The 13,293-nt window shown below is 53.5% G+C and carries 7 protein-coding genes and 2 pseudogenes; 4 read left to right on the top strand and 5 right to left on the bottom strand.

Going from position 1 to position 13,293, the window contains the following annotated elements; all coding sequences use genetic code 11:
- Positions 1-39: 39 nt before the first annotated feature.
- Positions 40-993 (bottom strand): YybH family protein, encoded by a 954-nt coding sequence (locus SH287x_RS08725; protein ID WP_479518312.1) that lies wholly within the window; start codon positions 991-993, stop codon positions 40-42.
- Positions 994-1,545: 552 nt separating this feature from the next.
- Between SH287x_RS08725 and SH287x_RS08720 the strand changes: the two genes are divergently transcribed.
- The 4 genes from SH287x_RS08720 to SH287x_RS08705 all read left to right on the top strand — a co-directional run bounded on the left by SH287x_RS08720 (position 1,546) and on the right by SH287x_RS08705 (position 8,801).
- Complete coding sequence (locus tag SH287x_RS08720) at positions 1,546-2,772, top strand: efflux RND transporter periplasmic adaptor subunit (protein ID WP_479518311.1); 1,227 nt, start codon at positions 1,546-1,548, stop codon at positions 2,770-2,772.
- A 60-nt stretch (positions 2,773-2,832) separates the two neighbouring features.
- A complete protein-coding gene (locus SH287x_RS08715; RefSeq protein WP_479518310.1) occupies positions 2,833-6,294 on the top strand; it encodes an efflux RND transporter permease subunit in 3,462 nt (1,153 codons plus the stop codon).
- Between the two features lie 56 nt (positions 6,295-6,350).
- On the top strand, positions 6,351-7,190 hold the full coding sequence (locus SH287x_RS08710; protein WP_479518309.1) for a hypothetical protein: 840 nt from the start codon (positions 6,351-6,353) through the stop codon (positions 7,188-7,190).
- Positions 7,191-7,358: 168 nt separating this feature from the next.
- Complete coding sequence (locus SH287x_RS08705; protein ID WP_479518308.1) at positions 7,359-8,801, top strand: IS1380 family transposase; 1,443 nt, start codon at positions 7,359-7,361, stop codon at positions 8,799-8,801.
- Between the two features lie 287 nt (positions 8,802-9,088).
- On the opposite strand, the gene SH287x_RS08700 is transcribed toward SH287x_RS08705, so the two are convergent.
- The 4 genes and pseudogenes from SH287x_RS08700 to SH287x_RS08685 all read right to left on the bottom strand — a co-directional run bounded on the left by SH287x_RS08700 (position 9,089) and on the right by SH287x_RS08685 (position 13,001).
- Complete coding sequence (locus SH287x_RS08700) at positions 9,089-10,006, bottom strand: IS5 family transposase (protein WP_479518684.1); 918 nt, start codon at positions 10,004-10,006, stop codon at positions 9,089-9,091.
- 46 nt (positions 10,007-10,052) lie between these two features.
- A pseudogene (locus SH287x_RS08695) lies at positions 10,053-11,198 on the bottom strand (IS3 family transposase).
- A 68-nt stretch (positions 11,199-11,266) separates the two neighbouring features.
- Positions 11,267-11,449: pseudogene (locus tag SH287x_RS08690) on the bottom strand (transposase); the annotation flags it as partial.
- A gap of 490 nt (positions 11,450-11,939) precedes the next feature.
- Positions 11,940-13,001 (bottom strand): DUF1559 domain-containing protein, encoded by a 1,062-nt coding sequence (locus SH287x_RS08685; RefSeq protein ID WP_479518274.1) that lies wholly within the window; start codon positions 12,999-13,001, stop codon positions 11,940-11,942.
- Between the last annotated feature and the right edge of the window lie 292 nt (positions 13,002-13,293).

The raw sequence follows: 13,293 nt of genomic DNA, 5'->3' as shown, positions 1-13,293 counted from the left end.
CTCCGGTTGTGAATTCAATTCATCAGACGATCAAGACCATCACTGGAGCGGCGCTGGCGGATGGCGAACCACCCGTACCGAAGAATCAGGCTGGATTTCATTTCCTATCACGAGACTCGTGGAATCGATCTGGAAAGAATCGTTGTCGAGCAACGTCACATGGCGCGTCACGGAGACGCGACGTCCGTCCGGAGTGACTCCTTCAGCATTCACGATCCAGGCATCTTCCAGTGGTGTCCAGGTGGCTTCGGTAAAGGCACCACTCTGATCGAATGCCCACGAGCGAACCGTGTGTCGCAAGGGATCCCAGGCAATGCGCTGCGACCCTTTCATCACTCCTCCCCAGCGCGACTTCACCACGTAATCCTGCAAGAGAAAATTGCCATCCTCCGACCATTGGCAAGTGGTCTCCACACGGCCATCAGGACTTTCATCAACCCAATGCCCAACCAGCCATTCCAGGGCTTGCAGTTGTTCATGGGCCGTGGCTTCAGTGAATTCCTCGGGAAAATCACGCACACTTGCCATGAGCCATTTTCCGTCACGTTTCACATGGACGGCGGCGTAGGGCGTACGAGAACCGGGTTGGCTGGGGTCGAGAGTCGTGATGCTATAGCCATCTTCGACGGCGACATCCGGGCTGATCAGTCGAAGGGAGGTCTGCGTGACTGCGATCTGAGCTTTGGGGAAATCCTTGAATAATTCCGCAAATCGGGCCTCGATATTCGTGCGCCCTTCGAGAATATTCCCCTCGTCATCCACCGCTTCGGCATTCTCTGTGAACTGCGCTGCAATCGCCTTGGCATCTCCCGAGTTGAAGGCTTTTTCAAACGCAGCCGCCGAGGCTTTCAGTTCATCCAGACCCGTTGTCTCCACCAGTTTCCTGGGCTGAGGGATCTCCTGGGAATGGGCAGGCTCCAGCCGTTGAACCTGACATAGAGTCAGGCCCAGCGTTAGAACGGCCAGCAAAGCGAACACAAATCGAGTACGCATGAGAGCTTCTCCTGGTGTGTGACAACTGGCGGGGACACCGCTTGATCACCCTGCTATTGAGACGCTGCTGATTCTCTGGCTCGCCAGACATTTTGTCACGAATAAAGCCTAGCGATTTATTGCCACTTTGAAAAAATTCACGTCAGCAAATCTGTAAATACAGAGATCAAGCAATAAACTCCAAGAGAATGATTGCCAAAGGCAATGAAAGAGTCTCGTAAGTTTTCTGTCAAATGCCGTTCAGTCAAACCGGATTAAAAGCCAACAGGAAAAGCTTGACGGAACGCCCCAGCATATATTTCTGACAAAGTAAACATCTGGAAAAGCCAGGCTTGCATCCGTGAGAAAAGATTTCCACGATAACGCATGCCTTTAAGGTCGATCGCACAAGTCTTGGCTTTTTTGAACCGTGCCTATCAAATCAGTCAATGCGACCCGTAGTTGTCACTGGTGAAGCGGCTGCGGTCGCATTGCAAGACTTTGCCACCACTTGTGATCTAGTCTTTAACAAGTCCACGATGAGTTCCGCCGATGATTGACAATGGGGCGTCCATGATGGTTATGTCCATGCGGCAACTTTGCGCGACAGTCCTTCTAATTTCGCCTGCACTTGTTTTGCCTGCACTTGGGGTCGGGTGTTCCAAGCCACCCGTGAAGAGTGAGCCGCCTGTTCCTCGCGTGACGGTGCAGCACCCTGAGTCACGAGAGATTACAGACTATAAGAATTTTGATGGCTGGACTGATGCCTCCAAAACCGTGGAAATTCGTTCGCGGGTTCGCGGGCATATTGACAAGATCCACTTCACGGATGGTGAGATTGTCGAAACCGGTCAATTGCTGTTCGAGCTTGATCCACGTCCGTTTCAAGCGGATATCGACGTCGCGCAAGGTCAGCTCGATGTGGCCAAGGCCCAGCAGGAATTCGCCGCATCGGAAGAGGTGCGCCAGAAGGAACTCTTCGATAAAAAGATCAATACCAATGCTGACCTGCAGAAAGCGATTGCCGCACGCAAATCCTGGGATGCCAATGTTGTCGCGGCTGAAGAGGAAGTCCGGCGTAAGCAACTCGACCTGACATATTCCCGATTAACCGCTCCCATTAGCGGTAAGATCGGTCGTGCACAATTGACAGCCGGGAATCTGGTCAATGCCGGGGGGAGCGATCCCTTGCTGACCACGATTGTTTCGCTCGACCCGATTTATGTTTATTTTTTCGTCGATGAAAAGGCTCTGCTGGATTACCGAGGAAAAGATGCTCAACGCAGGGAACGGGCCCACGACAAACCACTGAAAGCATCGCAGATTCCTTTTGAGTTTGGCCTGGAAACGGATACGCGTTATCCCCACAAGGGTCTGCTGGATTTCTCTGAGAACGCGATTGATCCCAAGACAGGCACAATCGAGATTCGTGGAGTCATCGATAATCCTGGCGGAAAGTTTCTGCCTGGCAGTCGTGTTCGAGTCCGAATCCCGGTCAGTGAACCCTACCAGGCAGTGCTGGTGCCCGACGAAGCGATACTCAGCGATCAGGATCAACGGTACCTGCTCTGTCTGAATGATGAATCTGTCGTTGTCCGGCGCAATGTCACTTTGGGCCAACTGCTGGAGGATGGCATGCGCGTCATTTTGCCGGGCGCGAATGAGCAAGCGAACATCTCGTCCAAAGACTGGGTGGTCGTCATGGGTTTGCAACGGGCGCGGATCAACTATCCCGTCGAACCGATGGATGCCGATGGAAAGCCGATCATCAACCAGCACGCCCCCGGTGATTCCAAGTGATGATTTCAGCAGGCCGTTTGATGTTTCGATGCCTTGCAACCGCTCTTTGCTGGATATCGCATGATTTCTCACTTTTTTATTGACCGGCCGATTTTCGCGACAGTGCTGTCGGTGGTGATTGTGATTGTGGGAGCCGTGGCGGCGACACAATTGCCGATCGCGCAATATCCCGAGGTCGCACCACCTGTGGTGCAGGTGACTGCCACATATCCGGGAGCGAATGCCGTCACTGTTGCGGAAACTGTCGCCACACCGATCGAACTGGAAGTCAACGGTGTCGAGCGGATGCTCTATATGTCGTCGAAGTGTACCAATGACGGCCAGATGAATCTCGATGTGACATTTGAGCTGGGCACCAACCTCGATATGGCCCAGGTGCTTGTGCAGAACCGTGTGAACGTGGCACAGGCCAAGCTGCCCGAAGAAGTCAAAAAAATTGGCGTGACCACCAAGAAAAAGTCACCCAGCATCTTGCTCTGTGTGAATCTCGTTTCGCCTGATCAGCGTTACAATCAGCTTTATCTCAGCAATTTTGCGGCGCTGAACGTGAAGGATGATCTGGCACGCATCAAGGGTGTCGGCGATGTCAGTTTTCTTGGCCCGCGCGACTACAGCATGCGCGTGTGGCTGGATCCTGAAAAACTGGCCGCAAGGCAAATGACCGCCAGTGATGTGCTCAGTGCCATCCAGGAACAGAACGTCCAGGTCGCCGCAGGAAGGCTCGGTACTCCGCCAGTCGCTTCTGACGCCAGGATCCCCTTTCAGCTCCCCATCAATACACAAGGCCGGCTCCAAACCGAACAGCAGTTCGAAGACATCATCCTTAAGACCGGCGATAAAGGGCAACTGGTTTATTTGCGTGATGTCGTCAGAGACAAAACCGTTGATGAACAGGGCCGACCTCTCCAAAAAGGAGTGGAACTGGGCGCCAAGAACTACGACGTTAACAGCTATCTGGATGGGGAACCGAGCGTCACGATGGCGGTGTTTCAACTGCCCGGTTCTAACGCCATCGAAACTGCGGATGCCATCCATCAGCGGATGCGGGAACTCAAAGAGCAGTTCCCGGAGGGAATCGACTACCGAATTGAGTATGACACAACCGTCTTCGTCAAAGAGTCGATTGCGAGTGTCTATCACACGCTGATTGAAGCTTTTGTACTGGTGTTCATTGTTGTGCTGGTGTTCCTGCAAAACTGGCGAGCCACGCTCATCCCGATGATTGCCGTGCCTGTGTCACTGATTGGCACATTCGCCGTTATGGGGCTTCTCGGTTTCTCATTGAACAATCTGTCGCTATTCGGTCTGGTGCTGGCCATCGGTATTGTGGTGGATGATGCAATTGTCGTGGTGGAGAATGTTGAACGCTGGCTGGCGGAAGGCTTGTCGCCGCGAGACGCTGCCCGTAAAGCGATGGATGAAGTCACGGGCCCGGTGATTGCGATTTCGCTTGTCCTTTGTGCGGTCTTCGTACCCACAGCTTTCATGGCGGGGATTAGTGGCCAGTTTTACAAGCAGTTTGCGTTGACAATTGCGGCTTCGACCGTGATCTCCGCGTTCAATTCCTTGACACTCAGCCCCGCCTTGTGCGCGTTACTGCTCAAGTCACACAAACATGAAGAAGGGCAAGGCCATGCCCGGCAGGAAGCGTTGCCAAAGCTGGGGATTGCCATTCTCGGCGGGTTATGTGCGTATGTGTTTCTGCTCGCCCCGATGGCAAATCTATTGGGTTACGGTGTGGCGGAACATGCGGGAAGTCATGGAGGGCCAGTCGGGCCGACCTGGCTGCGGATCACGCTGTTTGCAGCGGGAGCCACCGCTGGCTGGTTCCTGAGTTTTGCTGTGAACCTGGTTCTCGGCCTCGGATTTAAAGCCTTCAACTCGGCGTTTGAGATTTCGATCAAGGCTTATGGCGCTGTCGTCGGGCTGTTCTTGCGGTTGGCTGTAGTGGTGCTGGTGATTTACGGTGGCTTGATGGGGCTGACATATACGACTTTAACTCAGGTGCCTGTGGGCTTCATTCCGGAACAAGACAAGGGGTATCTGGTCGTCAACGTGCAGCTTCCCGATGGGGCCAGTCTGGAACGCACCGATGCACTGGTGCGTCGACTCAGCAAAAAAGCCCGCGAGGTCGAGGGGGTGTCACACACGATCGATCTGCCCGGCTATTCGACGATCCTCAGCACCAACATCAGCAACGCGGGGGGAATGTTCGTCATTCTTGCTCCTTTTGAAGAAAGGGCCGGGAATCCCGAACTTTCCGCACCAGCGATTCTCCGCAAACTGCGACAGGAATTCAGCCAGTTTCAGGAAGGGCAGGCGGCGGTCTTTGGCGCTCCCCCTGTGGATGGTCTGGGGAGCACCGGTGGTTTCAAGATACAAGTTGAGGATCGTCGCGGAGCGGGTTTGCGGGCACTTCAGGGAGGAGTTCAGAACCTGCGGGAAACGGGGGCCAACGATCCCCGGCTGACCGGACTCTATTCGACCTTCAGCGTGACGCAACCTCAGGTTTTTGTTGATATTGATCGCGAGAAAGCCAAGGCCATTGGTGTGCCGCTCCAGGAAATCTACACAACATTACAAGCTTATCTGGGGTCGGCGTATGTCAACGATTTCACATTTCAGAATCGTAGCTGGCAGGTGAATGTGCAGGCTGATCCCAGATTTCGCATGCACATCGAGGATATTGGTCGTTTGCAGGTGCGCACGCTGGCTGGGGATCGTGTGCCATTGGAAACGCTGATTAAAGTCCGCTACACAAGCGGGCCCGCCATCGTCAATCGTTACAAGCTTTATCCCTCTGCTGAAATCACCGGCGCACCAGCTCCGGGAACCAGCACTGGTCAGGTCGTCAGCATCATGGATCGCCTTGCCAAAGACGCATTGCCCGGCACATTGGGAACCGAATGGACGGAATTGACATTGCAGCAGATTCTCGCGAGCCAGGATATTCTCACCAAGCTGGTGTTCCCGCTGGCGGTTGTCTTTGTGTTTCTTGTGCTGGCAGCCCAGTATGAAAGCTGGTCACTGCCCATGGCGATCATCCTGATCGTACCCATGTGCATTCTGGCAGCCATGGTGGGCGTCCTGATAGCACGGTTAGACAACAACATCTTTGTGCAGATTGGTCTGGTTGTGCTGGTGGGGCTGGCCGCTAAGAACGCCATTCTGATTATTGAATTCGCCAAGCAATTGCAGGATGAAGGAAAGCCGCTGTTTGCAGCAACTGTCGATGCTTGCAAGCTCAGATTGCGGCCTATTCTCATGACCTCGTTTGCCTTCATTCTGGGTGTGGTGCCCTTGGTTCGCGCAACCGGTGCCGGTGCCGAAATGAGAAGTACGCTGGGAATTACCGTCTTCAGTGGCATGCTGGGAGTCACGATCTTCGGCGTGCTGTTTACTCCCGTCTTTTTCTACGTGATCCGCTGGTTCACGAGAACCAATCAGAAGACCGGCTCGAAAACGGGAGAAATTCCGCTCGGGGAACCTCCCCATGCTGCGACCATGGCGACACCGCTTTAACTTCGCGAATTCCTTTCGATGATCTTCAGCGGAATATCAATGAGAGTTCGTTTGCTATGCCCTCAAACACGGTCTTCCTTGATGAACTGGGCCACCCGCGATTACGTTCGTCCATCGTCGGGTTTCTCGACCTGCTGGGATTTTCTCATCAAGTCATGTCCTCGGCAAGCACCGAGGATTCACAGCGCTTGCTCGAAAAAATTGTCGTCGCCATCGAGGATTCTCGAACCTATGTCCGCCAGACACTGGCTTCCGACTTCCCTATGAATCCAGGCAACTGGGCTGTGAAGTTCTTCAGTGACAACCTGGTGCTTGGGTATGCTTTCGATGAGCCTGGGACCTCTTTAGTGTCGGCGGCCAGATTTATCATTCGCTGCACTCAGCGCTATCAATTGCGGATGGCGATGAACGGAATGTTCTTGCGAGGCGGGCTGACACACGGGCCTGTCTGCCTGACAGATGAGATTATTTTTGGCAAAGCCTTGATTGACTGCTACCAGCTTGAGTCCCAGGCGGCGATCGTTCCCCGCGTGATCCTGGGGGAGCCACTCAGCCGGATTCTCGTTGAAATGAAAGATAACGACGCAAATTCGATCGCTTCGGCTGATGGACATGCACTCTGCCACGACGTCGATGGTCGGTGGTTTGTTAATTATCTGGAAGCAGCGGTTCACGAGAGCCATGTCGACTGGGCTATGATTGAACGGCACAAGCAAAGTGTGCTGGAGTCACTCTCAGGGACAACACGTCACGACGTGCTGCCAAAGTTCGGCTGGGCTTGTCGCTATCACAACATGTTCTGTCACTGGTACAACAAAGATCCTGGTTACAGTGACCGCTATCATATTGACCGTATCGACGAACATTCCACACTCCGCCGACTTGCTGAATACTGAGTCGATCTGGAGAAAGTCTTTCGCTGCGCTGAGTAGTGCCATGCCGGGGCTTTATCTTAGGGTCGAATGAGTAGCCCGGATTATTCACACGGTCTGTAGAAAAAGAGCCTTCCTGGGCGTTTAACTTCGTAGTCACACGTCAGTTAAACATCACAAGGAGGCTTGATCGTGAGTGTACAGTCTGTGTTTTCGTTTGTTCTGGATTTTCTGGGAAAAAAACCGGTCGTTCTGGAGCTTTCTCAGACCCGGCTCAGCAGCGATGCCGGGTTGTTGCCGGTGCGTCAATTCGATGATCAGATTCGCTTCCCCCAGCCGTTTGCGGACGCCTTACAAGAAACTCGTGACCCGATCTTCACGCGGCACACTCTGACCAGCATGGTCCGGCAGCGCATTTACGGCATTCTCGCTGACTACGAAGATCAGAACGATCATGACACCCTCCGCTCGGATCCCGTCTTCAAGATGGTCGCTGGACGCATGCCGGATGACGAACAGGATCTGGCCTCTCAGCCCACACTCTCCCGGTTTGAGAATGCCGTTTCGATCTCCGATCTGTGGAAGTTGCGGGAGGTGCTGGTCGAGCAGTTCATTCAGTCGTTCGAGGTTCCGCCGACATCACTGACACTCGACATTGATGCCTTTGATGACGAGACACATGGTCAGCAGCAACTGACGTTCTTTCATGGCTATTATGATCAGCATCAGTATCTCCCCATTGCGATCACCTGTGCCGAGAACGATTTTGTGTTGCTGGTGGGACTGCGGCATGGAACCTGTTCCGCCTCTCTGGGAGCAGACGATGATCTGCGATTCCTCGCCGGCAAGCTGCGAGCGGCCTGGCCGGATTTGTCGATTCATATTCGGGGAGACAGTGGCTATGGCGTGCCGGTGATGTATGACGTCTGTGAAGAACTGAACCTGACGTACACGTTCGGCTTTCAGATGAATCCCCGTGTAAAAAAGCTGAGCGAAAACCTGCTCTCACAAGCCGAAGAGCTTTACCAGCAGGCCGGCTTCAAGCAGCGACTGTTCATGAATACGTGGTATCAGGCGGACAGCTGGGACCGCGAACGGTTCGTCATCATCAAGGCCGAAGTTCATGAGAAAGGAGCCAATCGTCGGGCCATCGTCACCAACCGACCGGGAGCCGCACTTCTGATCGAAGCGACCTACGACGAGTATGCTGAACGGGGCGAAAGTGAGAACCGCAACAAGGAACTCAAACGAGGCATGAAAGCCGATCGCCTGAGCGATCACCGGTTTCTGGCGAACTTCTTCCGACTGTACCTGCATGTCACCGCGCTGAACCTGCTGGTCCGATTACGGCGCACAGTGACTCACAATCCGTCGCCGGAATCTCTGGGAATCCATGAACCGGTTCCTCCCGAAGCCCTTTCCGGGAAGCACCGCAAAGGGTACTTCAACCGCCGTCGCCAGACCGACCCGCTGGGAGAAGGCGACCCGGACACGTGGCGATTACGATTCATCAAGGTGGCCGCTGAGGTGATCGTCAGCTCGCGCCGCGTGGTGGTGAAATTCTCCTCCAGCTGGCCCCACCTGCGTTACCTGACCGATGTGACAGGGCAAGTGCTGTCGTTCTCCCCGGATTGAGAATCTCTCCGGTCGTTGTGGTCATGGGGAACAGAGCAAAACGGCGATTGGGGAAGGGGAACTTGCGCCCCGAAGCCCTTCCCCAGGCATCCCAAGAAACCCGGTCACCAATAACACCACGGTGTGAATAATCCGGGCTAGCAGGTTGCTGAAGAAGTCGTGTTTCTCTGGTGAGCAGGGATATTTCTGGTGCGATGTTGTGTCATCGCAGTGTCCCTGTGTTTATTGGGCCCGGCTGAAAGCTCCGATTTCTTATCGAAATCGAGGCCCTCAGCCGGAACATCCCCTCAATTTGCCGGAACCAGACGCCTCATGCGTAACAGATTGTACGCCGCGGCTCTCAGTTCCAGTTGTTGTCTCAGTTTCCACCGACCCACGGTCCGGCACCGACCCAGACCCGCAATCTCTTTCAGCCAGCCGAAACATTCCTCAATCTTCTTCCGGCAACGCTGACTCATTTGATAGCCCTCTTCTTTCATTCTCTCCTTCATCCGATGGCGGGCCTGAACCCCGGGAATCCGGTTTTCGTGCCGCACCGTCGACACATCCACTGGAGGTTTCACCAAGGGAATGTGCGGCACGATCTCACGCGCTTCCAGTGCCTGAAAAAAGGTGCCGTCGTCATAACCTTTGTCGGCTCCCAGCGTGGCAGGGACAAGACCGTGCCGGCTCCGCAACTCATCCAGCATCTCACAGGTCGCCTCACGTTCAGCCGTGCCATTCGCTTCGCTGGCGGTGATCCCCAGGATCAGGCCATGTCGGTTCTCATTGAGAATATGCCCCATGTGAGCCAGTTTCGCCTCTTTTCCCCGCCCTTTACGATACAGCTTCGCTTCCGGATCTGTCCGACTGGCGTGAGTCTCATTGGTTCTCTTCTGACCATGAAAATCGACGTCCGGGTTGCTGGGCTTGAAGTCGTTGGTATCCTCGGGAACATCTCCTTTGGGACGAAAGCTCTTGGCTGAAGCGAAGCTTTCAATCAGCGTGCCATCGACCGAAAAATGCTCGCTGCACAGCCCTTGGGTTAAGGCTTCAAAGACGACCGCATCAAAGAAGGCCCGACTCAGGCCATGCGCTTCCAGACGCTGGCGGTTCTTGGTGAAAGTGGTGGCATCGAACGCTGTGTCTCCTGGCTGCAAATCCAGAAACCAGCGGTACAGCAGGTTGAGGTCAATCTGTTCACAGAGTTGCCGCTCGCTGCGAATGGAGTAGTGAAGTAGACCCCGTTCTTTGGACCACGGGGCGGGTGGATTAGGAGAGAGGCCGGGGCCGGGTGAGGTGGCCCGTGCGGTAGACTTCGGCGGGGGTTTGACGGTCCAGAGAACTGTGTTTCCGTTCCGTCGAATAGTACTTCAAATAAGTTCTCAGCCCCTGATTGAGATCGGCTGTGGTCTGATACTCCTTGAGATAGATCTCCTCATATTTCAAAGTCCGCCAAAGTCGTTCAATCATCACATTGTCGATCGCTCTTCCGCGCCCATCCATGCTGATCGCCACCTCATGATCCAGCAGCAGATTCGTAAACTGCCGACTGGTGAACTGCGACCCCTGATCCGTGTTCATGATCTCTGGCCTGGCCCGTTGAAAGGCTTCTTCCATCGCTTCCAGGCAGAAGTCCACATCCATGCTGTTCGACAATCGCCACGACAGAACATGACGACTGAACCAGTCCATCACCGCCACCAGATACATATACCCTCTGGCCATCGGGATGTATGTAATATCACTGCACCAGACCTGGTTGGGACGTTCAATCTACAACCCCCGCAGCAGATAGGGATAGACTCGATACCCCGCCACGGACAGTGTGGTGCGACGCTTCGGAGAAATCCCCTCCAGGCCCATTTGACGCATCAAACGCTGGGTTTTCTTACGATTGATGGGCCAGCCAAGCGTTGCCAGATGATCTGTCATCTGGCGAGAACCCCGAGCAGGATGACGTAAATGTTCTTCATCAATCAGACGCATCAGGTGCAGGTTGTCAGCAGATTCCGGGACCGGCTCGTAGTAGAGACTACTTCGATGCAGACCGAGGAGTTGGCATTGCCTGCGAATGCTCAGATCAGGATGGCCAGGCTCAATCCACAAGCGTGCTTCAGAGACTTTCGTCGGCCACTTTTTTTTGAGCCACTCCAGTTCCACTTTCAGTCGACCAATCTGCTCATAGAGTTCCGCCGCTTGTGGTTGATCGGAATCATCCGTGCTGACTTTTTTGGTGCGACCATCTTCAAAGAGGACTTCGACCCCTTCCAGCAGTTGCTTCTTCCAGAGGTTGATTTGAGTTGGGTGACGTTTGTGCTTTTGAGCGATTTCGTTGATCGTCTTGAGCTCACGGATCGCCTCTAAGGCCACCTTGGCCTTAAAAGAGGACGTGAATGATCGGCGTTTGCGTGTCACAGCATTCCTTTGAAATGATGACTCCAGAAAACCGCCAGATTCTACCGCTTCAAAACCATTCCTCTCTCTTATTCCGTGGTCCAAAGAACGGGGTCCACTTCATTGATCCGTGGCTTTTGGGCTGGTGAGTATAAGGTAATTAGACCCGAAATCAGGTTGACCATAAAGCCTGTCCGGCTGTGGTGACGGGTATGTTCGACTTGGCTGATGTTTTTCAACTGATCATTGATAATCTCGATCAGCGATCGTTTATACGGCAAGCTCCACCGCGCGGCATTGATTAGGCATGAAATGACAGAAGCTCTTTCATCAATGGAATGACGACATTACCTATAAGATCTTCAGGCATTAAGAGTCATGAATTTCTTACCACAATGAAAGTGGCAGTCCCTCAAATCCCGTTGAAAAGTGCACCGAAATATTACCACTTGAAGAAAGTTGCGAAAAATGCGAAACTCTTTAATGCATTTCCCACAAAGGATTTCGCGTTTCTTGGCATAGACCTCGGAGCCCTCCGAAGCCGAAGGTTAGTGGTTCGAACCCACTCGGGGACATTTCTCCTACGCCCACCGATTGCTGGGACTGGTGTATCGGTCTGTTCTCGGTAAATGGTTTGCAGTGCAGCGAGAATGGCGGATTCAGATCCGTTTTCGGATCAATGTGGCGGCGTATGTCCGTCTTTGTCCTGAAAAGCATGGGGCTTTACGCCGCCAGTGCGCTACAGTTAAGAGGGGAATCGCTTTAGAATTCGCCGACTGGGACACCATCAGCTTTGGACAGAATATTTTGCCAGAGTGAATTGTTCATATTCTCAGAGAGAAAACGAACAGAGCCATCTGAGAACAGGGCATGCGCGCCGCCGGTGTGGGCTGACAGGATCTTTGTATTACGAGCGGCTGTCGTTGTATTACCCGTATCACCGAGTTCAAAGTTGATATTCACTCGAACTGTTGTGATGCCATGTGACCATTGATTTCCACCAGCAGAACCTCCATTCCAAAGACCGCCGGCATGGCCAAATGCCCGGCAATCCTTTGTGGTCGTTGTGCATGAAGGGTCAGCGCTTGATTGTTCTGCGACCATGACCGTGTTTGAAGTGCCGTCTGTGATCTTGGCAAGATTAACGGGAGGCTGAAGAACTGGAGTGGCATCAGTGCTCGAATTGCCATGGAATGCAGATGACAAAGTGATGACACCACTCCAGCTTTGCCACCCTCCGGTTGGTACTCCAAGCCAGTGAGATGGGGAGTGGCGGCTATTTGTCGCCGGATCCAGGACAGATCCCGAAATGCCTGCGTAATCTGAAATCTGAATTGACGCCGTCGTGGTGGTGGGTAGTGAGAGGGCAGCAGCTGTCACGCTGTTGACAGTATGTTGTTTTGTCGTAGGCAGAGGGTTCGACGGGCAATTCACTCCAGGAATGTGTGTGGTGGTCATGGTGACCCAATTTCTGGTCACACCGTCCTGGGTACTGAAATCATTGGTGTTGATAAAATCCAGTGAATTAAATGCTGGCCCCTGATCCAACATCGGCAGTATCCGAACCAGCCATGAGGTTGATCGGATCACAGCAGGCCCAGGAATGGGCGTCTGAGGGAAAGCGGCAAACGGGAACTGGCGACTGGTCTCGTGATAGTTATGTAGCGCCAGGCCAATCTGCTTGAGGTTGTTACGGCACTGGGTTCGTCTTGATGCCTCACGCGCCTGCTGCACCGCCGGAAGGAGCAGGGCGATCAGAATGGCAATAATCACAATGACGACCAGCAACTCAATCAATGTGAAGCCGCGATGCTTGCTGATCATGACCCAGTCTTTTAAGCCGTAGTGTTAATGAATATAAACACAGGAGTGTTCTGGTTGATGATGCTATGCGAGTGGCAAAGTCAATGCTAGTGGTTTATCGATATGATTTTGGCAGTTTTTGATTTTTCTATCATCACATCGATCGCTGGGAGTGATTCGGTGGGCCTGAAAACTTGTTTTATCGCATAGAATTCGGGGTGGTGTCTGGCTTGCCAGTGAAATCCGCGTTCGTTGACAAAGGGTCTCGGGGTCACGGCTACGAAGGCCCGGCTACGATTCACATCTCGGGAAG

It is taken from the genome of Planctopirus sp. SH287 (genome assembly GCF_056500625.1).
Note: the sequence above shows the minus strand (reverse complement) of the source record. Positions and strands in the feature narration are given on the sequence as shown.

Excerpts from the sequence above, each read along its gene's own strand:
- SH287x_RS08715 (WP_479518310.1), top strand. The coding sequence starts at position 2,833 with ATGATTTCTCACTTTTTTATTGACCGGCCGATTTTCGCGACAGTGCTG.
- SH287x_RS08720 (WP_479518311.1), top strand. The coding sequence starts at position 1,546 with ATGATGGTTATGTCCATGCGGCAACTTTGCGCGACAGTCCTTCTAATT.
- SH287x_RS08685 (WP_479518274.1), bottom strand. The coding sequence starts at position 13,001 with ATGATCAGCAAGCATCGCGGCTTCACATTGATTGAGTTGCTGGTCGTC.
- SH287x_RS08725 (WP_479518312.1), bottom strand. The coding sequence starts at position 993 with ATGCGTACTCGATTTGTGTTCGCTTTGCTGGCCGTTCTAACGCTGGGC.
- SH287x_RS08710 (WP_479518309.1), top strand. The coding sequence starts at position 6,351 with ATGCCCTCAAACACGGTCTTCCTTGATGAACTGGGCCACCCGCGATTA.